Origin of the sequence: Gordonia aichiensis NBRC 108223, from assembly GCF_000332975.1 — a bacterium.
Taxonomy (GTDB): Bacteria; Actinomycetota; Actinomycetes; order Mycobacteriales; family Mycobacteriaceae; genus Gordonia; species Gordonia aichiensis.
In genome coordinates this window covers 56,562-77,401 of record NZ_BANR01000019.1, presented here as the reverse complement: position 1 = coordinate 77,401, position 20,840 = coordinate 56,562, and the positions used below count along the sequence as shown (strand labels likewise).

Here is a 20,840-nt window from a genome sequence, read left to right as displayed (position 1 = left end):
TCGGTGTCAGCACTGCGACGGGCCCGGCGAGTGGTCGCCGCGAAGTCTCTTGCGGATCAGCTCCGCGCTGATCAGACACATCGGCAAGCCGATTCCCGGACGCGTGCTGCCACCGGCATAGTAGAGGCCGTCCACACGGGCAGATCGGTTGTTCGCGCGGAGAAATGCGCTCTGCCATAACGTGTGTGCCGGTCCGAGCGCACCGCCGGACCATGAGTTGAGATCGGCGACGAAATCTCCCGGGCCGGTGGTACGTCGGACGACGACGCGCTCGGCGAGGTCGTCGATACCCGCCCAGGACGACACCATGTCGATTGCTCGGTCGGCGATCTGCTCGATCACCGGATCACCCGCACCATCCACTCCGCCGCGTCCGAGTTCCGGATCGGCAGGCACCGGGATCAGCATGAAGAGGTTCTCGTGTCCGGCGGGCGCCACGGACTCGTCGGTCGCCGAGGGACGGCACACATACAGCGACGCGGGATCAGGTACGGCCGTGGGTGTTTCGAAGATGTCGTCGAAGTTGCTCGTCCAGTCTTCGGTGAAGAACAGCGAATGATGCTCCAGCTGGGGCAGTTCTCCGCGCACACCGAGAAAGACCAGGACAGCCCCCGGCCCCGACGTATGTCGATCCCACCACCGCTGCGGAAACGTCTGCAGCGGCCGCGGCAACAGTCGGGTTTCGACGTGATGCAGGTCGGCGGCACCGATCACGATGTCGGCGTCGATGATCCGGTCAGGTCCGTCAGCGTCGGCGACACGCAGCCCGGCCACCGCGGCTCGGCGACGGGACAGCCGCCGTCGTATCCGAGATCCCCGACCACCGTCGCTCTCGGTTGGGCGCGTGAGGATCTCGGTCACCGTGACACCTGCGTGTAGTCGGGCCCCCTTCGCCTCGGCCACCGCACACAGCGAGTCGACGAATCGCGTGAACCCGCCGTCCGGATAGCGCACCCCCTCGTCGAGGTCGAGCCAACTCATCAGGTGGTACATGGCGGGCGCCCGCTCGGGCGAGGACGCGAGGAACACCGCAGGGTAGCCCAGGATCTGGCGGAGTCGGCGATCGCCGAACCGCGCGGAGATGAACGCGTCGAGGTTGGTGCCCAACAACTGCACCAGGGTTTTCGCGTGCCGCAGGACCTCGGGATCGACAAACGCCCGCGGGGTGTCGAAGTTGGTGTAGAGAAAACGTCGCACAGCGATGTCGTATGCGTGTCTTGCAGACGACAGATACTTCGACAACTGTTGTCCCGCACCAGGTTCAAGATTCTCGAACAGTTCGATGGAGCGTCGTTCGTTGCTGTGGACGTCGACCGGATCGGCATGCCCCTCGAAGAACACCCGATACCCGGGGTCGAGACGGAGCAGGTGGAGTTGCTCGGCGGTCGACGTGCCGAGTAGTTCGTAGAAATGGTCGAACACCTCGGGCATCAGCCACCACGACGGCCCGGTGTCGAAGCGGAACCCCTCCGACTCCCAGGAACCGGCTCGGCCTCCGAAGTCGGCGCGCTGCTCGTAGACGTCGACCGTGTACCCGTCGTCTGCCAGGAGCGCTGCCGTCGCCAGTCCCGCGACCCCGCCCCCGACGACGGCGACGCGCGGCGACGTCGCGCTCACGCGACCACCGCCGCCGACGCACGGGCGCGGGGCTGACCGCGGCGCAGGATGGCGGCGGCCGCGATACGTGTCTTGACCGGCGTCGACACCCGAACCCGTTGGCGTGCAGCCATACTGGCGGGGGGGTCACGCAGTCGAGCGTTGAGTTCCGCGAACAGGTCGTGCGCGACGCACACGGCGACACGGCTGTTGCGCGGGAGTCGGGGAATGGTGTCCGCGGCGACGGCGAGGTCGGCGTCTATCTCGTCGAGCCATCGCGTCCACGCCTCCTCGGCGGGATGCGCGGGATCGAGGCCGATCAGGTATCGACGACCGAGATCGCCACTGTCGGTGGCGAAGTCGCGGAGGAAGTTGACCTTCTGGAAGGCTGCACCGAGGTGTCGTGCGCCGGGACTCAGTTCGTCGTAGCGCTCGTGCGCTCGCGGCTCGTCGGCGACGAAGGCGCGCAGACACATGAGTCCGACCACCTCGGCCGACCCGTAGATGTACTCCGCGAGACTCGCCTCGTCGTGAGCGCTTCGAGTGAGATCCATCCGCATCGACGAGAAGAACGGTGCGGTGAGCGACCTGTCGATGCCGGTGCTGCGCGCCGACCGGGCGAACGCGTGCACGACGAGATTGGTACTCGAACCACTGTCGAGGGCGTCATCGGTGTCGGATTCGAGGCGATCGAGCGCGATTCGACGCTCGTCTGGACCCTGGCCCGGTCGAGGCGCGTCGACGATCTCGTCGGCGACGCGAACGAGCGCATAGATGTTGCGGACATGCACACGGACCGACTCGGCGAGCAGTCGCGATGCCAGCCCGAACGACGACGAGTACGAGTTGATCACCAACGCCGCGCTGGCGTCGGCCACCTCGTCGTAGCGAGTGTGCGGCGCGTGCAGGTCGACGCGAATCCGGCGGCTCATCCGACGTCCTCGCCGGCTGCTGCATCGTGGTGTGCACGTTCGACGCGTCGTGCATAGGCTCCGACCGCCGGCCCGAGTTCGGCGATCTGGTCGACGAACCACGGACTCAGCATCCATGGGGTCCGTCGAGCGATCTCCCAGATGTCATCGATCTCTGCCCAGGTGTGCTGCATCACCTCGTCGGGGTTGGGCGCGAGGTCGCCGACCGGCCGCGCCGCGTACACCGGACACACCTCGTTCTCGACGACCCCGCTCGCGTCGACGGCCCGGTAGCGAAAACCGGGGATCACTGGCCGGAGATCGATGACGTCGATGCCGAGTTCACGCTGTGAGTAGCGGGCGATCGCCTGTTCGGGGCTCTCACCTGGTCGCGGATGTCCGCAGAACGAGTTCGTCCACACGCCGGGCCAGGTCTTCTTGCCCAGTGCCCGTCGGGTCATCAAGATTCGCCCACGGTCGTCGACCAGGTGGCAGGAGAACGCGAAGTGCAGCGGCGTATCGGGGCCGTGCACGGTGAGTCGATTCGCGGTGCCACGGGGACGGCCGTCGTCGTCGACGAGTACCACCAGGTCCTCGACCATCGATCCCTTCACCTCTCGCCCTTCACCTCTCGATTGTCCGGTGCGAACGCGGTTCGCGCTTCACGCGGGTCATCAGCCGAGCCCATGAGAGGTCGGCAGTCCTGTCACCTTGTGTTCGACGCCGCCGGACGCCTGGATGGGAGGTGCCTCGAACTGCGCGCACTAGGCTGGCCGGGTGCGCTTCGGTATCTGTATTCTCCCCGATCTGGACTGGCAACGCTCGCGACCGCTGTGGGAGCGAGCCGAGCAGATGGGTTTCGACCACGCCTGGACCTACGACCACCTCGTCTGGGGTGGCCTGCCCGACTCTCGGTGGTTCTCGTGCATGCCGACTCTGACCGCTGCGGCCACGGTCACTCGCACCATCGGACTCGGAACGTTCGTCGCCTCACCCAACTTCCGGCATCCCGTCGCGTTCTCCCGGGAGGTGCAGACCCTCGTCGACATCTCCGACGGCCGGTTGCTCCTCGGGCTCGGCGCGGGCGGTACACCCGACGACAGGCTTCTCGGACAACCCGAGCTCACCGAACGGCAGAAGGTTGATCGGCTGCAGGAGTTCACCGGGCTGCTCGACCGCACATTGCGCGACGACCACGTCGACGCCCACGGCGAGTACTACACCGCACGCGACATGCGGCTGGTCGGCGGATCGGTCCGTGAGCGCGTGCCACTGCTGCTCTCGGGCAACGGACCGCGGTCGGTGCGCTTTGCCGCACGCGTCGGCGACGGCTGGATCACCACGGGCAACACCACCGCTGCCACCGTCGACGACTGGTTCACCGGCATCGCACGCAACTGCGAGATCCTCGACGCCGCGCTCGCCGACCGTTCCGATGTCTCCGACTTCCGTCGATACCTCAGCATCGACTCGGGGCCGGCGCAGTCGCTGGAGAGCCTCGGCATGTTCGACGACCTCACCGGCCGCGCGGCCGAGCTCGGCTTCACCGATGTGATCGTGCACTGGCCGCGGCAGACGCCTCCGCACGTCGCGTCGGAAACGGTTCTCGACGAGGTTGCCGCGACGAGGCTGACATTGAACCGCCGCTGACCTGCACAGATGCCCCGGACGAGTATGCGGCGATAGGCTTTGGGCCGTGACGGTACGCGCGGGCATCGTGGTGACAGGGACAGAGGTCCTCACCGGACGGATCACCGACCGAAACGGCCCGTGGGTGGCCGAACAGCTTTTCGCGCTCGGCGTCGACGTTGCCCACATCATCGTCTGCGGCGACCGCCCCGAGGATCTCGCAGCAGAGCTGCGCTTCCTCGCCGACGAGGGCGTGTCGCTGATCGTCACCACCGGCGGCCTCGGCCCTACCGCCGACGACCTCACCGTCGCCACCGTTGCCGAATTCACCGGTCGCGAGCTACATCTCGACGAGCCGCTACGCGATCACATCGCCGAGATCATCCGCCGCTGGCAGGGCCGCGGCGGCAGCGAGTCGGCGTCGGCTGCCACGGCGGCCGGCATCGACAAACAGGCCATGGTTCCCGAAGGCGCACAATCGATTCCACCCACCGGCACCGCGCCGGGAGTCGCCGTCCCCGCGGGCGAGGATCCGCGTGGGCGCCGTCGCCTGCCCGCAATCCTCGTACTACCCGGACCGCCACGGGAGCTGCAGCTGATGTGGCCCGACGCGATCACCGCGCCCCCGATCGACCAGGCGATCGTCGGGCATCCTGACATGCGGCAGAACACCATCCGCATGTTCGGGCTGCCCGAAGCCGACCTGGCTGCCGGCCTGCGCGCCGCACACGATGCGGTACCCGGCTACGACGACCTCGAGATCACCACGTGTCTGCGCCGCGGCGAACTGGAGATCGTCACGCGCTACCCCGTCTCAGCGTCTGGCGACTACACCGCACTGTCCAACTTCCTCGTCGGGATGTACCCCTCACAGACCTTCTCCACCGACGGTGCCACCATCGACGACCAACTCGCAGAACTGTTGACGGGACGACACATCGCCACTGCCGAATCCTGCACGGGCGGAATGGTTGCCGCGCGACTCACCGATCGTGCAGGGTCGTCGGCCTACGTCCTCGGCGGAGTGGTCTCCTACTCCAACGACGTGAAGATCAACTCACTCGGCGTGCCTGCGTCGTTGATCGACGAGCTGGGTGCGGTGAGCGAGCCGGTCGCCGCGGCAATGGCCGAAGGCGTGATGGCCCGTCTCGGCGCCGACACCGCGATCTCCACCACCGGCATCGCAGGGCCGGGCGGTGAGACTCCCGGAAAACCGGTCGGCACAGTATGTTTCGGAATCGGAGTACCCGGAGCCCCGACGATCACCCGGACACTGCACCTTCCGGGCGACCGCGCCGCGGTCCGCGAACGATCGACGACCATCGCCTTCCACCTCCTCGCCGACGCCCTCCGCGCCGCCGCGAGCTGACCGGCTCACGCAGCGCGCCGCGGCGCCGGGTCGTCTCGCCGCTGCGTCGTCGAGGCGGTTCGGGTGCGCGAGAAGTCGCGGAAGAGTCGGCGGCCGGCGCAGAAACCCGCGGCAGAGTCGGCCGCCGGCGGAGAAGTCGCGGAAGAGTCGGCGGCCGGTGCAGAAACCCGCGGAGGGGTCGGCGGCCGGTGCAGAAACCCGCGGAAGGGTCGGCCGCCGGTGCAGAAACCCGCGGCAGAGTCGGCCGCCGGCGGAGAAGTCGCGGAAGAGTCGGCGGCCGGTGCAGAAACCCGCGGAAGGGTCGGCGGCCGGTGCAGAAACCCGCGGAAGAGTCGGCCGCCGGCGCAGAAACCCGCGGAAGAGTCGGCCGCCGGCGCAGAAACCCGCGGAGGGGTCGGCGGCCGGTGCAGAAACCCGCGGAAGAGCGCTGCCCGGCCTTCTTCCCCTAGTTCCGCCCGCTTCCCCTAGAAACTGCACGGGGAAACGCCCAACGCCCGCGGAAAGAACCCTTCCCCCACTTTCTGCCGCGCCCGGCACGCACTCCTTCCTCTACCTCCCCACCTTTCCCCCAGAAGCTGCACGGGGAAACGCCCAACACCCGCGGAAACAACCCTTCCCCGACTTTCCGCCGCGGCGCCCGAGCCCCCGCGCGAACCCTTCCCCCACTTTCCGCACCGCCGACCCCTGTTCGACGCCGCGGCGCCCGAGCCCACTGCGGCCCACCCGGGTCAGCCGCGCTCACCCTCCCGTGCCTCGAGCACACGGATTCGCTCTTCGAGCTCGGCGACTCGACGAGCGTTGGCCTGATTGAGCTCTCGGATGTACTCGCGGTCGTACTGCGGCACCAGGCTCCGCGAGCAGTTCCAGTCGATGCCCTCGACGTCGATCAGTATGCAGAGCTCCGCTCTGGCGGACACCTTGCCGTCGGGAACTGTCATCAACTCGCGCAAGAGCTGATCGTCGTCGTCGACAATCATCGCGCGGCCAAGGAGTTTCAGCCGCATCCGACGCGGGTAGTCGGCGCAGAACAGCGCCACACGGTGGTTGTCCTCGATATTGCCCACCGACACGAACTGAGAGTTGCCGCGGAAGTCCGCGAAACCGATGCGGTTGCCACCGAGGTGATGCACGAACCCCTTGGGGCCACTGCGGTATTGGATGTAGGGCCAGCCGCCGTCGGTGACCGTCGCCAGGTGGAACTGGAACATCGAACGCAGAAAGGCCAGCTCGCGCTCGCCCAGCTCATCCGGACCCGAATCAGGTTGTGCGGCAACGTCTCCGTATACGACGTTGCTCCCGGCACGATGCTGTCGCGCAAGCGCGTGCGGGCCGTACGCGATGTGGTGGTAGCGATCTCCCATGCGGTCAGTCCTGCGATTCCGATGCCCGCGCAGCGGCAGCCGCCGTGGTCTGTGACCAGATACGTGCGATGATCTCCTCGGCCGGTCCGAAGCCTGTGTCCCGGAACGACGTTCCCGCCCACAGATTCAGGAACTCCGGATCTCCCGCGAGTGCGGCCGCCGAGCGCAGCGGGCTCGTCAGATGGTGCAGTTGGGGGTATTCGGCAGGTGCGAGCGGCGTATACCGATCGGTGAACTCGTTGCGCAATGCCCGCGCGGGTCTGCCGGAGAACGCTCGTGTCACCACGGTGTCGGTGAACCGCGGATTACGCAGTGCAGCACGGTGGGTGGGCTTCGTTCCCGCCTCGGCACTGTCGAGGAACGCGGTTCCCAGTTGCACCGCAACGGCTCCCGCGGCCAACGCGTCGTCGACGTGTGCGCCGGTGGCGATCCCGCCGGCGGCGATGATCGGGAGGTCGACGACCTCGGCCACCTGCCGGACCAACTCGACGGTCCCGATCTCCAAGGGCTCTGCGTCCACGCTCAACGTCCCACGGTGCCCACCTGCCTGCATACCCTGCACACACAACGCATCGACGCCAAGCGCTGCCGCACGAGTTGCGGCATCGGGATCGGCCACTGTCGCCACCGCGGCGATGCCCGCCTCATGCAACCGCGCGAGAACTGCGTCGTCGGGAAGGCCGAAGGTGAAAGACACCACCGGGACACGACGTTGGATGACCACGTCGAGCTTGGCCGCGTACGCATCGTCATCGGATTCGACGACGGCGCCCACTTCGACGTTGTATCGCCGCGCCACGGGCGCCAGCTCGTCACGGTAGTGGCGCACCGCTTCCAGGTCGCGAAACGGTCCGCCCGGCACGAAGAGGTTGACGCCGTAAGTGCCCGCCTCGGACGCGACGACCTCATCGATCTCGGCAGCCAGAGCCTGGGGCGTTTTGTAGCCTGCCGCGAGAAAACCCATGGCCTGCGCGTGTGCAGCCGCGATGACCAACGCCGGCGTCGTAGGGCCACCCGCCATCGGCGCGACGACGATCGGCACACGCAGGCTCATCAGGTCGAACATCTCTGGGCTGTCAGGCATCTGTGTGCTCCCGTCGTGCGGAGTGAACGCTGGCGATATCGACGAGGCTACTCACCGACGCCACGTCTGGGAAATGCCCCCTGAGCATGAACTATGCTCTGCAGTTATGGATCTCGAGTTGCGCCACCTCCGGGGCGTCGTCGCCGTGACCGACGCGGGCTCGTTCACCACTGCGGCAGCGCAACTCGGCATCTCGCAGCCTGCACTGTCCCGAACCATTCAGCAGGCCGAGCGCATTCTCGACGCACGGCTGTTCGAGCGGAGCAGCCGCAGCGTCGGACCTTGCCGAGCGTGAATCGTTGAGTTGGCGTGAGCTCGGCGAACTACCCCTGGTGGTCAACACGCTCACCGGCACGACCTTCCCTCGCTCGTGGCAGGACGAAGAGAACCTCGGAGACCGAAAGGTCATCGAGTGCACCAACTTCGACGAGTGGCTCGAGTTGATCGCGGCCGACCGCGGCGTGGGAGCAGTGCCAGAGATTGCTGCCCGACGCGTGACGCACGCGCACGTCCGGTTCATCCCGATCCCCGACGCGCCTGCGACGACACTTCATCTGGCCTACCTCACCGAGTCAACCGGCGCGATGATCGATGCTTTCCTCGACGCCGCCTCAGCGGCGGTCAGTCGCGAGCAGACTGCTCACGGTGATGGTGCTCGTGCGTGATCGGGTACAAGATGTCGACGTCGACAGCGGACGTGCGAGAACTTCGGTTGCCCAACATGTTCCAGATGAGCACGGTCAGCGTGCCGAGGCCGGCGTACAACCCGAGACACACCAGGGCGGAGGCGCATCCCGCGTCGGGGAAGTACAGCGAGTTGCGGACGAGCTGTGCGCCGCCACCCGTGGGCAACCACTCGCCGAGCTTCGCCCAGAAGGTGGGCAAGAAGTTCCACGGAATCGACGCCCCCGAAAGCGTTGCACCGATGAGGAAGTAGAAGCCGCCGGCCAGTGAGCCGATCGGTCCGAACAAGGTCACCAGCCCCGCCGTTGACCCCGCGATGGCCAGTGAGATCAGCGTGTAGGTCCCGAAGAGCCGCCATTGGTCGGCCGAACTACCCACCCCGAAGAACCAGGAGAACAACAGTACGATCCCCGCCGAGACCGCCGCATAGGCGACCAAGGCCGCCACGTGTCCCAGGCCGCGACGCAGCGACTGCGGAACCCGCGGCATCAGCCGTCCCAACCCCAGCGACGCGATGCTGCCGCCGAGTGAGATCACCTGCAGGATATAGCCGATCGACGAGCCGTTGATGTCGTCATCCGACAGCGTGACCACGTCGACGGGCAGAGTCTGGGGCAGCTTGTTCTGCACATTGGCCTGCGATGCAACGGCCTTGAGCGCGGTGGCAGGCAGCGCACCTCCCGCGCCCGCGACGACAGCGACGATGCCCTGTTCTGTCACCTCCAGCCCGCCGTCGACCTCGCGGTGGGCGATCGCTGCTCGCAGATCATCCATGGATGCGAACGGACGCGTCTCGAACTTTCCCTCGGATTCGACGGCGGCACTGAGTTTCTCGGTCTGCGCCGGCGGCCCGACAACTCCGATCGGCATATGCCGCGGCGACGGCGAGTGCCCGACTCCCAGATAGAAGCTGCCCAGTCCGAGCTGGACAAGGGCACCGAGCAGGACGACGGCCAGCAGGAGACGTCGGTACTTCGTTCCGAACGAAAGAGGTTCGGCTTCGGTCATGAGCATGGTCGCATCACCTCAACGTGTGTGGACGGATTGGTCGGTGAGTAGTGCAGCGCGCGAGTCGGTTACGCGGTGTAGCCGTCGACGGCGATGTGCACCTGGGTGCGTACGTCGTCGAACGAATCCCGTTCTGAATGGGCGCCCGTCGATGCGCGAGCGATGGCGAGCGCGGTGACGGCGAAGATCATGTTGGCGGTAAGCATGGCTCGGTCCGGCTCGACAACCCCGTCAGCATCGGCAACCAGACGCTCGGCGATGCGGTCCTGTAGCTCGGCAACCAGTGCGAGTCCTTCTGCGCGGTAGTGGTCGCCTGATCCGCCGAAGAGTAGTTCGCGGTGGTAGGCATTGCCGTTCTCGGGGTTCGCCTGTGCGTACTCGAGCAGCGGAAGCACCATGCGGTAGACGGCCTCGGCGGTGTCGGTGGTGGTTGCAGCACGCGTCGCGCCGACGTCGAGAGCGGTACGCAACTCCTCGTTGAGCACCATGAGAAGGAGCTCACCCTTGGTCGACGCATAGCGGAACACCGTGCCCGCCGCGACGTCGGCGCGGTCGGAGACCTGGCCTGTCGACACCGACTCGAACCCGCGTTCTGCGAAGAGATCGGATGCCGCCCGGAAGATCCGATCGTGCTTGTCGCGCATGTTGCGCGCACGTCTGCCATTCGCGGTCGAAGCGTCAGAGCCCATGGTCACCTCCTCGTAAAATGAGTGTGCTCAAAAATGAGCATACTCATAAACACAGCACGCGTCAGCGGCCTACGCTTGAGGACATGTCCCCCAGCACTCTTGTCCGCATCGTCCTCGGCGCCTTCATGACCTTCGCGGGCGTCTCACACCTGACCGTCGCGCGCGACGAGTTCCAAGCACAGGTCCCCGACTGGTTCCCCATCGACACCGACGTCACCGTCCTTGCGTCGGGTGTCGCGGAGATCGGCCTCGGCACGTCATTCCTCGCCCTGCCCAGGTACAAGCGGGCCATCGGCATCGCGCTCGCGGTGTTCTACGTGCTGATCTTTCCCGGGAACATCGCGCAGTACGTCGAGCACAAGGACGGATTCGGGCTCGACACCGACCGCAAGCGACTCATTCGACTGTTCTTCCAGCCCGCGCTCATCGCCGCGGCGCTATACGCGGGCGGCGTCGGTTCGGATAAGTAGAAGCGACCCTCATCGGCGCTGCGTGCGACGTTGGGTAACGTCAGAGCCCATGAGCGACTGCATCTTCTGCGGCATCATCGCCGGCGATATCCCCGGTATCAAGGTCTCCGAGACCGACACCACATACGCCTTCATGGACATCAACCCGGCCAACGACGGTCACCTGCTGGTGATCCCGAAGCGCCACAGCACCGATCTGCTCGACATCGGCGCCGATGACCTCACGGCGGTGACCCTGGAGGCTCAACGCATCGCCCGCGCCATGGTCGACGGCGTGGGCGCCGACGGAGTCAATCTCCTCAACTGCTGCAGGGCTCCGGCCTGGCAGACCGTATTCCACTTCCACCTGCACGTGATCCCGCGCTACGCCGACCGGAACACCGATCGCCTGTCGCTGCCGTGGCAGCCGGGTGTTCCGGGCGATCGAACCGTCATGACCGATTACGCGCAGACCTTGTCGGCCGCACTCACCTGACGCGGCAGGGTCAGACCGTACCGGACATGACCTGATCCACGAGTGGTACCAGCGTCTCGATGAGTATCGCGCGCGCCTGTGTGCGTGTCAGGGTCTTGCGATCCACCCACTCACGCGCCGTGGCCTTCATCATGCCGCCCCAGCTACGGAAGACGGCCAGGGCGTCGCGATGCGCTCGGCCGGTCCCGGAGAATCCGATCGCGTCGAGGACGCGTTGCGCGGCACGGTCGTCGGCGTCGTCGAGGATCGCCGCGATCTGCGGATCGTCGCCGATTCCGTCCACACCGACGGCCAGCCACGTTCTGCCATGCGTATCGAGGACCGACATCAGCCAGTCGACGGATGCCTCGACACGGTGGCGCAGAGTGCCATTCGGCAGATGAACGCGGTCGATCTCGGGCACGATCATCAACGCGCGCACGACTTCGACGTAGAGGTCACGCTTGGTGCCGAAGTAGTGGTTCAACAAACCGCGCGCCACGCCTGCTTCGCGGGCGATCTCGGCCATCTGCACCGCCGCATAGGGCTGCTCGCCGAACACCCGGATGGCGACGGCGAGGATCTCGTTGCGTCTGGCATCCGGGCCGAGTCTGCGCCAGCGCGGTTCGTCTGCGGTGGTCACGGAATTCGATGCTGTCACATCAGCGGTTGTCCGTCTCGCGCACGCGCACGAAGCGCGTCGGCGACGAGCATCCGGCTCTCTAGAGACTGCGGGCGATGAGATCCTTCATGACCTCATTGGCTCCGGCGTAGATCTTGGCGATGCGACCGTCGACGAACAGTCGTGCGATCGGATACTCCTCCATGTAGCCGTATCCGCCATGAAGTTGCAGGCAGCGGTCGACGATCTGGGTTTGCTGCTCAGAGCACCAGAGTTTGATCATGGCAGCACCCTTGACGTCGAGTTCGCCTCGCACGTGCTTGGCGACGGCGTCGTCGACGAAGGCCCGCATCACTTCGACGACGGTGGCGATGTCGGCCAGTTCGAATCGCGTGTTCTGCAACGCGAACAGCGGCTTGCCGAATGCGTGACGCTCACGCACGTACTCGAGAGTGAGTTCGTATGCAGCCTCGACGACGCCGAGCGCGGCGACTCCGACGATCAGCCGTTCCTGCGGGAGTTGCTGCATGAGCTGGATGAAGCCACGGCCCTCGACTCCACCGAGGAGATTCGCTGCCGGAACGCGCAGACCGTCGAAGAACAGTTCCGTGGTGTCCTGCCCCTTCTGCCCGATCTTCTTGAGCTTGCGGCCGCGCTCGAAACCGGTCGGCTCCCTGCCGCTCTCGTCGGGGCCCACCTCGGCGACCAGCAGCGAGACCCCTTTGGCTCCGAGTTCGGGATCGGTCTTGGCGGCAATGATCAACAGGTCGCAGGTTGCCCCGTTGGAAATGAATGTCTTTGCGCCCGTGATCACGTACTCGTCGCCCTCGCGGACCGCGCGGGTACTGATCGCTTGCAGATCCGATCCGGTTCCTGGCTCGGTCATCGCGATCGCGCCGATCCATTCACCCGACGCCAGCCTGGGTAACCAGCGCTTCTTCTGTTCCTCGCTCGCATACGAGAGCAGATAGTGCGGAACGATCCCGGAGTGGACACCGAGTTGCATCGAGAGGTCGGCGCCCCGCGCCTGCTCCCGGAAAAGCACCGACTCATGCGCGAACGTAGCGCCACCGCCGCCGTACTGCTCGGGGATGGACATGCACAGCAGTCCGAGGTCACCTGCACGGCGGTAGAGCGCACGGTCGGGTTCGCCTGCGGTTACGAACTCTTCGTGACGGGGCGCGACCTCCTTGGTGAAGAACTCTCGCGCAAGTGCGGTGAGGTCGGCGAGTTCGGTGCTCAGATCGTCGGTCATCATCGTCCTCCTCTGTTGGCATTAGGCCAACAATGATCAGGACTAGTTGGCACAATGTCAATAACACCGACTTGCTCACCGTCCCCCAGCGGTCACCGGAAGCATCGTTTGCGCGCCCGACACGGCGGCAGCGGTGTACACCCATTCCATGACCCGTTCGCAGGCCCAGTCGGCACCCGACTACGACACGATCGTCGTAGGCGCCGGTATCGCCGGTCTCACCGCGGCCCGGTTGCTCACCCGAGCGGGGAGGCGAGTCGTCGTACTCGAGGCCCGCGACCGCATCGGCGGGCGCGTCCATAGCGATCGCTCGGGCGGCACGGTCACCGACCGCGGGGCGTCGTGGATTCACGGCATCCACGACGCCCCGCTGTATGCGGTCACCGAGGCATTCGGCATGCGCACCATCGAGTTCACGGTTGGTAGTTATCAACCCGGCGGTCGGTCGATCGCCTACTACGACCCCGAGGGTGTCCGACTCGACGATGCTGCCGTCGGTGCATTTGGCGACGATGTGCAGACGTTCGACGCCGCGCTGTCGGACTATGTCGCGTCGTTGGACTCAGGTGTGTCCTACGGCACCGCCACAGAGGCGACGCTTGCGCTACTCGGGTGGGAGCACTCACGGGCACAACGTGTTCACGAGTTCGCCTGCCACCGGACCGAGGAGCAGTACGGGGTGTGGATCGACGAACTCGATGCCCACGGCCTCGACGATGACGAGACCGACGGGGACGAGGTGGTGTTCCCCGACGGTTACGACGCACTGGCGACACACCTCGCCGACGGCGTCACAGTGATTGTGGAACACGTTGTGTCGCAGATCCGTTGGGACAACAGCTCCGTCACTGTCGCGGGTCCCGACGCCGCCGAGACCTCGGCCGAGCACGTCGTGGTGACCGTCCCGGTCGGCGTACTCAAGGCTGGTGGACTCACATTCGATCCCTCGCTTCCAGAGCCCGTTGCCGGAGCACTCGACCGACTGGAGATGAACGCCTTCGAGAAGGTGTTCCTCCGCTTCGGGTCGAAGTTCTGGGACGAGAACGTGTATGTGATCCGACGCCAGGGACCTGCGGGAGCGTGGTGGCATTCGTGGTACGACCTCACGCCTCTTCACGGCACCCCGACTCTGTTGACCTTTGCCGCCGGACCGTGCGCGCGGGCCATACGCGAGTGGCCCGACGCGCAGATCGCGGCATCGGTGCTCGACTCACTGCGCGAGATCTACGGCACAGCCGTGACTGACCCCACTCGTGTCGACGTCACTCGTTGGCAAGACGACCCGTTCGCGCACGGCTCCTACGCGTACATGACCGTGGGCTCGACGACGGCTGATCACGACGTGATGGCGACACCACTCGGCAATGGGTCGGTCCACCTCGCGGGCGAGGCCACCTGGACCGACGACCCGGCAACGGTCACCGCCGCACTCGAGTCCGGGCGCCGCGCGGCGTCGAACATCCTGGGGCGAGAGGTCGAGCTGGACGAGTTGTGGAGCTGATCAGGGGCCGGAGGGCAGCTCGACGTCGACGGCGACCGTGACCTCGTCGACGACCTTCAGTGCGCCCATCATCATCGAGTACGGCTTGAGTCCGAATTCTCGTTGGGACACAACGGTTTCGACGGTGGCCCGCTGCGCGCCGGTCACCTCGACGTCGAGCGGGTGCGGACGCGACTTGCCGTTGATCGTCAAGGTGCCGTCGAGGCGGTAGCCGGTCTCGGTGGCGGTGATCGTCGCGGCGTCGTAGGTGATCGTGGGCGCCTTCGAGGCGTTCAAGGACTTGAGCGCATTGCCGCGCGCGATCGACTTCTCCGGGCCGGTCAGCGGAGTGACTCCACCCTCACCGGAGACGACGGTCAGCGACTCGACCACGACACTCGCGGACAGCCCGGTGGGCATGCCGTCACTGCTCGACACTGTCGCCGACCACTCCCGCATCTCGATCGTCAGGCGGTGTCCGGTTCTCGCCGCGGGGCCTGTCACGTCGGTGTGGACGCTGAGGGTTCCTTCTGCCGGTCCCAGCTCCCATGAATCCTGGGTCATCGCTCGCCTCCCCGATGCTTCTCTCCCGAGGTGTGCCGCTCGGTGTCGTCGACGACCACCCTAATCGGCGCACCTGTGCCAGTGTTGTGCTGTGACCACTTCACGCGGTAGCGGTATCGGTGCTGGGACAGTTGACGGTTTCGACGCATGGCTCGTCACTACGCCCGCGGCCACGGCGGCGATCTCGGTATTCGGCGGGCAGGTGCTCTCGTATCGGCCATCCGCCGCCGACACCGATCTACTGTGGCTGTCGCCGCTCGTCGCGACACCGCCGACACCGATTCGGGGTGGTATCCCCATCTGCTGGCCGTACTTCGGCAAAGAGAACCAGAGCGACAGCGATGTCCCGTCGCACGGATATGCGCGCACCACGCGGTGGCAGCTGGCAGGTTCCCAGACACTGCCAGACGGCTCGGTGGAGGCACGGCTGACGCCGGAGGGCCTCGAGCGTTTGGCGCTGCGCGTCGCGGCTACCGTGCGCGTCGGGGCAACACTCGAGATCGGGTTGCGCACCACGAACACCGGCGACCGGGAAGCGATACTGACCGAGGCCCTGCACAACTACTTTCGCGTTTCCGACGCGACAACCATTCACGTGCAGGGACTTTCGGGTGCAGCGTACGAGGACAAGTTCGACGACCTCGCTGTCAAGACACAGGACGGCGACTGGCGGCTGCCAGACGACGAACCGCGCAGCGACCGCCTCTATCCCGACGCAGACGGCACCTACCGACTCGTCGACCCGGGGCTTGGCCGCACCATTCGCGTGCAGGGCAACGGTGCGCGCACCGCAGTGGTCTGGAATCCGGGACCCGACGTCGCCGCGGGTATGGCCGACGTCGGGCCGCACTGGCGCGAGTTCGTCTGTCTCGAAACCGCTAATGCGGGTCCGGATCTCCTCACGGTCGCCTCGGGTGCGACCGTCGAGATGTGGCAGACGATCGCACTCGAGTGACGCGGTGCTCCTACTCGGGTACGACTGCTACTCGGGTACGACGACGGCGCGGCCGCGCAGATCGTTCGCTGCGAGCTTGCGATAGGCCGCCACCCCGTCGTCGAGACTGAACTTTTCGACGGCGACGTCGAGCACTCCGTCACGCGCCAGATCGAGAACCTCGATCAGCTCCGAGCGGGAACCCCAGTAGGGTGAGCGGACCGACACCTCGTGCGGTTGTGCCCAGTAGCCGACATGTGCCACCGACTTGCCGTCACCGAGGCCGACGATCGTGACGTCGCCAAGCGTGCCGACGACCCCCATCGCGGTGTTGATGGTCGGCTGATATCCGACGAAGTCGAATACGGTTGTGGCGCCGTCCTTTCCGGTGATCTTGCGGACATTCTCGACGGCGTCGGCGTCGCTGAGTACGACCTCGTGTGCGCCGACCTGCTTGGCGAAGTCAAGCTTGTCCTGGGTGACGTCGAGGGCGATGACGCGCGCAGGCGTCAGGTGGCGGAGCATCTGGATCGCCACGTGACCGAGGCCGCCGGAACCGATCACGACGGCAGTCGTACCGCCGACCAGCTTGCTCAGCGACGGCTTGATCGCGTGATACGGCGTGAGGCCGGCGTCGGTGAGCGGGACGGTTGTGACGGGATCGAGGTCGCCGATCGGGACCAGATGGCGCGGGTCGTCGACAACCACGTACTCGGCCATCGCACCATCGTGCCCGAGCCCGGGCGGGGTGATCTGTAGCTCCTCGGCGCGCGAGCAGTAGTTCTCGAGCCCCTGCGAGCAGAGGTGGCAGACACCGCAACCCCACGGGCCGTAGATCGCTACCGAGGTCCCCTCGCTGACCGTCGACACGCCCTGCCCGAGTTCGGCGATCACGCCGACACCCTCGTGCCCGAGCGTCATGGGGAGCGGATAGGGGAACGACTCGGCAGGCATGTTCAGGACGAAATCGTCGGAGTGGCACGCGCCCGCGGCGGTGACCTTCACGAGCACCTGCCCGGGACCGGGCGTCGGTTTGTCCACCTCACGGAGTTCGGGTTGCGCGCCTGCCTTGATCATCTGAACGGCCTTCATGGTCGGTTCGCCTTTCGGTTCGGTGTGCGTCCCCGGCGCCCTCCCTCACCTCTGGTCTACCCTCACATCGTGAACTGCGCATATGCGCTGACTCGACGACGTCTGACCCAGTACAGCCAGCGGACAGGCGGCCAGCCTCGCGTGTTCGCGCTCCACGCAGCCCATTGCCCAGCGACTGCGGAACCACACGATCACTGCCATGGCCGCGCCGCCGCCACCGCATCCGCCTGCACACACCAGGACGCGACCGAGTCGGCAATGTCCTGCGGGGTCGCCCGCGTCGAGAACAGTTTCGACGTGATCGACGGCGCAGGAAGCCCACCGGACATCGTCAGGTGATACCAGCTGTCGGCGCACACCTGGCCGAACCAGTGCCTGAAGATGACCGGCTCGGTCGGGTGCTCGCCCGGCGTACACACGACGAGCACCGGTCGACATCGGTATCGAGAACCAGATCGGTCAGTGACGAGACGACGACATTGCGCAGCGCCCGTGTCGGGCGAGCCAGTGTGTCGAAGTGGAACCGCGACGTGGAACGTCGAATCGCATCACCGTCGACGAACAGGAGTCCGGTCCTGGCGTCGTGCGCGGGGTCGGCGCCGAGGTGCAGCCCGTACGCGGCCAGTGATGTCGTGATGCCCGACGGCATGGATCCGAAGGTGCGAACCGCAACATGATTGGGCGACAACGACTTCGGACGATCCAGCGCAATGGTCATGACATCTCCTCCTGGTCTGCGATAGAGCGTGATGTGGGACGGGTCTCGGAGCGCGCCACTCATCTGCGGGCCACCATCGGTGGTCGACGACGCCGCGGCGGGAGCGAGTCGTACACGCGTTGCCAGACGACTTCGTGCTCGACGGGCGTGATGGCACCGCGCGCCAATCTCCGGTCGGCAGAACGTAGTTCGCTGACCGTATTAGCGATACTGCGCGGAGTGGGCATGCCCTCGGGTATGTCGTAGCCGGGGATGGTGGTCAGGTCGACGGTGCGCACCGTTGCGGGCAGACGACCCGCAGCCCGCCGCGCGGCGACACCGGACACGACGAACACCGTGGTCGCGGCAGCGAGGACAACCGGCCCCGACGCGCCGCATGCGCTGAGTCCTACGGCGACAGCGAGCCATACCAGCGGACCCCAGACGGGCCACCCGCGCCAGAGGCGGAGGCGGCGACGTTGCATCGAGTTGACGCCCGGCGGAAAGACGACGAGACGGTAGCGGCACACCCCGAAGCGTCCCGTGCCCGCGCTGAACGATCCCCACACCGACGGTCCCTCGGCCAGTCGGTCGATCAACACCGACCCCGACGCGTCAGAAGTTTCTGCACTGATGCACGGCTTGCGCTGCGGTTCGGGCTCTGGCTCGGGCGAACCGAGCGGTCTGCCGGGTGAACTCATCGTCGTCATTCCGACAGTGCTACGCCGCTCCTGCGCAGCCCGGAAGTGTCTCGAGGGCACTTTGACGAGACTTTGACGCGGCGTCGGACAGCTTTGACGGGCTGCTGACGACCACACCTGCGACCGCATACAAATGGCCGCCCCGGCATCGTGGGCGACGCCGGGGCGGTGATCGTCAGAGGTTCTCAGGCGACCCGGTTGAACGGGTCGTGCTCGGCGATGAGCTTGTCGACGCGGGCCTCGTCGATGCGGGCTCGCACAGTGGTCAGTTCCTGTCGGTCGCGCACGACCTTCGCGAGGGTGAACGTACTGGAGGTGAGGAAGAGCAGGGTGATGGCGAGAAAGCCTCGCTGCCAGGGATCGAGCGGCAGGTAGAGGATGCCGATGCACGCGGTGGCGAGGCTGACACCGAAGGCGATTGCTGCCTGGATGAAGTAGGCGACGGTAGTGGGGGTCTGAGGGATCTCATTGGAGGACGACATGCGTTCCAGAGTCTCAACGTGCGCGCGCTTCCGGATGCGTATGACTACGCAGTCGACGTGAGTGTTTGGGCGCGAGGTGACCGTTCAGGAACCCGTCTCGAGCGCGGCTCGCACGGTGCGGACCACGCCGTTGTCGTTGTTCGACGGTGCGACGTAACGCGCGGCGTCGAGGATCTTCTGATGCGCATTCGCGACAGCGTATGACCAGTCGGCCGTATCGAGCATCCCGAGGTCGTTGAGGTAGTCGCCGAACACCATGGTCTGTGCGGGGCTGACACCGAGTCGCTGTTGCACGGCCCGGACCGCCTGGGATTTGTCGACGCCGCGCGTCATCACGTCGAGCCAATGCTGGCCGGACACAACGACTTCCGCGTCGAGCGACAGGGCTTCGACAGCCGGCGCCGTGGTGTCCTCGATTCCGGCGAAATCGTAGACCGCCACCTTGACGAACTCGGCGTCGACGGCACCGAGATCATCGACGACGGTGTTCGCGTAGTAGTAGGGGCGGATCTGCTCGAGGAATCGTTCGTCGGAGCGTTCGACATAGGCGATCTCGGGCGAGCACAGCACCACCCCCAGGTCGGCGCCGTCGGAGTGCAACGCGCGGGCGCGGGCGAGCACGGCCTTCGCTGTGTCGGGCGCCAACGGCTGCGTCCGCAGGATCTCGCCCTGCCTGGCCACGACCGCGCCGTTCTCGGCGATCACGATCAGCCCGGGGACGGCTTCGCCGAACTGGTGAAGCAGGGTCGCGGCCTGTCGCCCGCTCGCGGGGCTGAACACGATGTCGCGGCGCCCGAGTTCGTCGAGCAGCGGCCACAGATCGTCAGGAATGCGTTTGGCGTCGTCGAGCAGGGTGCCGTCGAGGTCGGTGACGACGAGGCGCAGGTCAGCGGGGACGGGCGGCATCAGACTGGGCATCGTCGTCCATTCTGGCAGACCCTCCCCTGCCTGCCCGGAACATTTCGGCGGCTCCGGCGCATCCAATCGGTACCTACTCACATCGAGTACCTGCCGAGAAGCCCTCCGAGAGGAAACCGAGACCGTGAAGATCACACCGACTCACACCCCGTCATCGAGCGCCGTCGCGCGCGTCATGCTCATTCTGCTAACGGGACTCGCCGCGTTGCTTACGTCCGTGGGCGTCGTCGCCCCTGCACACGCCGATACCAACGGTCGGTACCCGTCGCTGCCCATGCGCGGCGTCGACGGCGGTCCGGGCCTTGTCGCGGGTACGAACTTCAGTCCGGCGGATCACCCCTACGTCATCTCCGATGGGTTCGCAGGCATCGAGTACACGTTCGGCATCCCGGGCGACTGGTCGTGCGGGGCAGGCTCGTCCGCCGTCTCGGCCTCGGGCAGGGCGACGTGTTTCGAAGAGCGCACAACCAAGACCAGTAGTGCGGGAGGCGTTGTCGCCTACCAGAAGTGCGCTGCGCAGCGGTGCACTTCTGCCGACGTCAACCGTGTCGCAGCGAAGATCCGGGTGAAGCGCGAATCGTGGCGCTCCGTCGACGAGACCACCTCGTACGCAGAGGAGTCAGGAACCATCGACAGCATCCGCAAGGTTCGGGTCGCCGTGATCCACGAGTTCCACACCGCGGACGGCAAGGCCGGCATCGCGTTCGCTCAGCTCGACGGCCCTCCGGCCAAGCGCGGTGAACTACTGAAGATCGTCAACAGCATTCGCGCCAACACTCCGCGCTGATCCCAGGTACCGGACCCCAGCCTCTCGGTTGTCGAGCGGCTGGGGTTCGGTTC

General features: G+C 66.3%; 24 protein-coding genes. 9 read left to right on the top strand and 15 right to left on the bottom strand.

From position 1 onward, the window contains the following. Positions 1–6 precede the first annotated feature (6 nt). From crtI to idi, 3 genes are read right to left on the bottom strand one after another with little or no spacing between them, the layout of a single operon-like run. Complete coding sequence (gene crtI, locus GOACH_RS16915; protein ID WP_005177305.1) at positions 7–1,617, bottom strand: phytoene desaturase family protein; 1,611 nt, start codon at positions 1,615–1,617, stop codon at positions 7–9. Further along, the gene (locus GOACH_RS16910) at positions 1,614–2,528 is read right to left on the bottom strand and encodes a phytoene/squalene synthase family protein (RefSeq protein WP_005177303.1); all 915 of its coding nucleotides are present in this window, start codon (positions 2,526–2,528) and stop codon (positions 1,614–1,616) included. The genes crtI and GOACH_RS16910 overlap by 4 nt, the downstream gene beginning before the upstream one ends. Beyond that, entirely contained in the window at positions 2,525–3,109 is a 585-nt protein-coding gene (gene idi, locus GOACH_RS16905; RefSeq protein ID WP_040519038.1) for an isopentenyl-diphosphate Delta-isomerase, read from the bottom strand. The genes GOACH_RS16910 and idi overlap by 4 nt, the downstream gene beginning before the upstream one ends. 175 nt (positions 3,110–3,284) lie before the next feature. On the opposite strand from idi, the gene GOACH_RS16900 reads away from it, so the two are divergent. Together GOACH_RS16900 and GOACH_RS16895 are read left to right on the top strand one after the other, a co-directional pair. Continuing rightward, positions 3,285–4,157, top strand: coding sequence for an LLM class flavin-dependent oxidoreductase (locus tag GOACH_RS16900; protein ID WP_005177295.1), 873 nt, complete (start codon positions 3,285–3,287; stop codon positions 4,155–4,157). Positions 4,158–4,203: 46 nt separating this feature from the next. After that, on the top strand, positions 4,204–5,505 hold the full coding sequence (locus tag GOACH_RS16895) for a competence/damage-inducible protein A (protein ID WP_005177294.1): 1,302 nt from the start codon (positions 4,204–4,206) through the stop codon (positions 5,503–5,505). A gap of 728 nt (positions 5,506–6,233) precedes the next feature. Here the strand turns inward: GOACH_RS16895 and GOACH_RS16890 are convergent. Continuing rightward, the gene (locus tag GOACH_RS16890; protein ID WP_005177293.1) at positions 6,234–6,866 is read right to left on the bottom strand and encodes a pyridoxamine 5'-phosphate oxidase family protein; all 633 of its coding nucleotides are present in this window, start codon (positions 6,864–6,866) and stop codon (positions 6,234–6,236) included. Positions 6,867–6,870: 4 nt separating this feature from the next. Continuing rightward, positions 6,871–7,950: an NAD(P)H-dependent flavin oxidoreductase gene (locus tag GOACH_RS16885; protein ID WP_005177292.1), complete on the bottom strand. Its 1,080-nt coding sequence runs from the start codon at positions 7,948–7,950 to the stop codon at positions 6,871–6,873. Between the two features lie 106 nt (positions 7,951–8,056). On the opposite strand from GOACH_RS16885, the gene GOACH_RS24640 reads away from it, so the two are divergent. Both GOACH_RS24640 and GOACH_RS23450 read left to right on the top strand, forming a co-directional pair. Continuing rightward, complete coding sequence (locus GOACH_RS24640) at positions 8,057–8,245, top strand: helix-turn-helix domain-containing protein (protein WP_040519027.1); 189 nt, start codon at positions 8,057–8,059, stop codon at positions 8,243–8,245. 4 nt (positions 8,246–8,249) lie between these two features. Continuing rightward, a complete protein-coding gene (locus GOACH_RS23450) occupies positions 8,250–8,615 on the top strand; it encodes a LysR substrate-binding domain-containing protein (protein WP_005177290.1) in 366 nt (121 codons plus the stop codon). Here the strand turns inward: GOACH_RS23450 and GOACH_RS16870 are convergent. After that, entirely contained in the window at positions 8,572–9,648 is a 1,077-nt protein-coding gene (locus tag GOACH_RS16870) for an ABC-2 transporter permease (protein ID WP_005177289.1), read from the bottom strand. The two genes, GOACH_RS23450 and GOACH_RS16870, sit on opposite strands and share 44 nt — an antisense overlap. Before the next feature lie 62 nt (positions 9,649–9,710). Beyond that, entirely contained in the window at positions 9,711–10,331 is a 621-nt protein-coding gene (locus GOACH_RS16865; protein WP_005177286.1) for a TetR/AcrR family transcriptional regulator, read from the bottom strand. Between the two features lie 83 nt (positions 10,332–10,414). Between GOACH_RS16865 and GOACH_RS16860 the strand changes: the two genes are divergently transcribed. Beyond that, complete coding sequence (locus GOACH_RS16860; protein WP_005177284.1) at positions 10,415–10,801, top strand: DoxX family protein; 387 nt, start codon at positions 10,415–10,417, stop codon at positions 10,799–10,801. 49 nt (positions 10,802–10,850) lie between these two features. After that, on the top strand, positions 10,851–11,276 hold the full coding sequence (locus GOACH_RS16855; RefSeq protein WP_005177283.1) for an HIT family protein: 426 nt from the start codon (positions 10,851–10,853) through the stop codon (positions 11,274–11,276). A 10-nt stretch (positions 11,277–11,286) separates the two neighbouring features. Here the strand turns inward: GOACH_RS16855 and GOACH_RS16850 are convergent, their stop codons facing one another. Both GOACH_RS16850 and GOACH_RS16845 read right to left on the bottom strand, forming a co-directional pair. Continuing rightward, positions 11,287–11,898: a TetR/AcrR family transcriptional regulator gene (locus tag GOACH_RS16850; RefSeq protein WP_245551929.1), complete on the bottom strand. Its 612-nt coding sequence runs from the start codon at positions 11,896–11,898 to the stop codon at positions 11,287–11,289. A 79-nt stretch (positions 11,899–11,977) separates the two neighbouring features. After that, on the bottom strand, positions 11,978–13,135 hold the full coding sequence (locus tag GOACH_RS16845) for an acyl-CoA dehydrogenase family protein (protein ID WP_005177278.1): 1,158 nt from the start codon (positions 13,133–13,135) through the stop codon (positions 11,978–11,980). Between the two features lie 145 nt (positions 13,136–13,280). Between GOACH_RS16845 and GOACH_RS16840 the strand changes: the two genes are divergently transcribed. Next, the gene (locus GOACH_RS16840; protein WP_040519037.1) at positions 13,281–14,633 is read left to right on the top strand and encodes a flavin monoamine oxidase family protein; all 1,353 of its coding nucleotides are present in this window, start codon (positions 13,281–13,283) and stop codon (positions 14,631–14,633) included. Here GOACH_RS16840 and GOACH_RS16835 read toward each other — a convergent pair whose 3' ends face one another. Next, positions 14,634–15,176, bottom strand: coding sequence for a YceI family protein (locus tag GOACH_RS16835; RefSeq protein WP_005177274.1), 543 nt, complete (start codon positions 15,174–15,176; stop codon positions 14,634–14,636). It abuts the gene before it with no gap. 91 nt (positions 15,177–15,267) lie between these two features. Here GOACH_RS16835 and GOACH_RS16830 point away from each other — a divergent pair, with 91 nt between their 5' ends. Then, positions 15,268–16,131, top strand: coding sequence for a D-hexose-6-phosphate mutarotase (locus GOACH_RS16830; RefSeq protein WP_005177272.1), 864 nt, complete (start codon positions 15,268–15,270; stop codon positions 16,129–16,131). 27 nt (positions 16,132–16,158) lie between these two features. Here the strand turns inward: GOACH_RS16830 and GOACH_RS16825 are convergent, their stop codons facing one another. The 5 genes from GOACH_RS16825 to GOACH_RS16805 all read right to left on the bottom strand — a co-directional run bounded on the left by GOACH_RS16825 (position 16,159) and on the right by GOACH_RS16805 (position 20,000). Continuing rightward, a complete protein-coding gene (locus tag GOACH_RS16825) occupies positions 16,159–17,202 on the bottom strand; it encodes an NAD(P)-dependent alcohol dehydrogenase (protein WP_005177269.1) in 1,044 nt (347 codons plus the stop codon). A gap of 331 nt (positions 17,203–17,533) precedes the next feature. Beyond that, positions 17,534–17,920 carry a hypothetical protein gene (locus GOACH_RS16820; RefSeq protein WP_005177266.1) on the bottom strand — a complete coding sequence of 129 codons (387 nt, stop codon included), beginning with the start codon at positions 17,918–17,920 and terminating at the stop codon, positions 17,534–17,536. A gap of 59 nt (positions 17,921–17,979) precedes the next feature. Beyond that, the gene (locus GOACH_RS16815) at positions 17,980–18,600 is read right to left on the bottom strand and encodes a DUF6611 family protein (RefSeq protein WP_005177263.1); all 621 of its coding nucleotides are present in this window, start codon (positions 18,598–18,600) and stop codon (positions 17,980–17,982) included. A 185-nt stretch (positions 18,601–18,785) separates the two neighbouring features. Then, a complete protein-coding gene (locus GOACH_RS16810) occupies positions 18,786–19,082 on the bottom strand; it encodes a YiaA/YiaB family inner membrane protein (protein WP_005177260.1) in 297 nt (98 codons plus the stop codon). Between the two features lie 84 nt (positions 19,083–19,166). Further along, complete coding sequence (locus tag GOACH_RS16805) at positions 19,167–20,000, bottom strand: Cof-type HAD-IIB family hydrolase (RefSeq protein ID WP_005177257.1); 834 nt, start codon at positions 19,998–20,000, stop codon at positions 19,167–19,169. A 124-nt stretch (positions 20,001–20,124) separates the two neighbouring features. On the opposite strand from GOACH_RS16805, the gene GOACH_RS16800 reads away from it, so the two are divergent. Continuing rightward, the gene (locus tag GOACH_RS16800; protein WP_005177255.1) at positions 20,125–20,787 is read left to right on the top strand and encodes a hypothetical protein; all 663 of its coding nucleotides are present in this window, start codon (positions 20,125–20,127) and stop codon (positions 20,785–20,787) included. The last annotated feature ends 53 nt before the right edge of the window (positions 20,788–20,840 follow it).

Excerpts from the sequence above, each read along its gene's own strand:
- GOACH_RS16910 (WP_005177303.1), bottom strand. The coding sequence starts at position 2,528 with ATGAGCCGCCGGATTCGCGTCGACCTGCACGCGCCGCACACTCGCTAC.
- idi (WP_040519038.1), bottom strand. The coding sequence starts at position 3,109 with ATGGTCGAGGACCTGGTGGTACTCGTCGACGACGACGGCCGTCCCCGT.
- GOACH_RS16890 (WP_005177293.1), bottom strand. The coding sequence starts at position 6,866 with ATGGGAGATCGCTACCACCACATCGCGTACGGCCCGCACGCGCTTGCG.
- GOACH_RS16885 (WP_005177292.1), bottom strand. The coding sequence starts at position 7,950 with ATGCCTGACAGCCCAGAGATGTTCGACCTGATGAGCCTGCGTGTGCCG.
- GOACH_RS24640 (WP_040519027.1), top strand. The coding sequence starts at position 8,057 with ATGGATCTCGAGTTGCGCCACCTCCGGGGCGTCGTCGCCGTGACCGAC.
- GOACH_RS16870 (WP_005177289.1), bottom strand. The coding sequence starts at position 9,648 with ATGCTCATGACCGAAGCCGAACCTCTTTCGTTCGGAACGAAGTACCGA.
- GOACH_RS16865 (WP_005177286.1), bottom strand. The coding sequence starts at position 10,331 with ATGGGCTCTGACGCTTCGACCGCGAATGGCAGACGTGCGCGCAACATG.
- GOACH_RS16860 (WP_005177284.1), top strand. The coding sequence starts at position 10,415 with ATGTCCCCCAGCACTCTTGTCCGCATCGTCCTCGGCGCCTTCATGACC.
- GOACH_RS16855 (WP_005177283.1), top strand. The coding sequence starts at position 10,851 with ATGAGCGACTGCATCTTCTGCGGCATCATCGCCGGCGATATCCCCGGT.
- GOACH_RS16845 (WP_005177278.1), bottom strand. The coding sequence starts at position 13,135 with ATGATGACCGACGATCTGAGCACCGAACTCGCCGACCTCACCGCACTT.
- GOACH_RS16840 (WP_040519037.1), top strand. The coding sequence starts at position 13,281 with ATGACCCGTTCGCAGGCCCAGTCGGCACCCGACTACGACACGATCGTC.
- GOACH_RS16835 (WP_005177274.1), bottom strand. The coding sequence starts at position 15,176 with ATGACCCAGGATTCATGGGAGCTGGGACCGGCAGAAGGAACCCTCAGC.
- GOACH_RS16825 (WP_005177269.1), bottom strand. The coding sequence starts at position 17,202 with ATGAAGGCCGTTCAGATGATCAAGGCAGGCGCGCAACCCGAACTCCGT.
- GOACH_RS16820 (WP_005177266.1), bottom strand. The coding sequence starts at position 17,920 with ATGACCATTGCGCTGGATCGTCCGAAGTCGTTGTCGCCCAATCATGTT.
- GOACH_RS16815 (WP_005177263.1), bottom strand. The coding sequence starts at position 18,600 with ATGAGTTCACCCGGCAGACCGCTCGGTTCGCCCGAGCCAGAGCCCGAA.
- GOACH_RS16810 (WP_005177260.1), bottom strand. The coding sequence starts at position 19,082 with ATGTCGTCCTCCAATGAGATCCCTCAGACCCCCACTACCGTCGCCTAC.
- GOACH_RS16805 (WP_005177257.1), bottom strand. The coding sequence starts at position 20,000 with ATGCCCAGTCTGATGCCGCCCGTCCCCGCTGACCTGCGCCTCGTCGTC.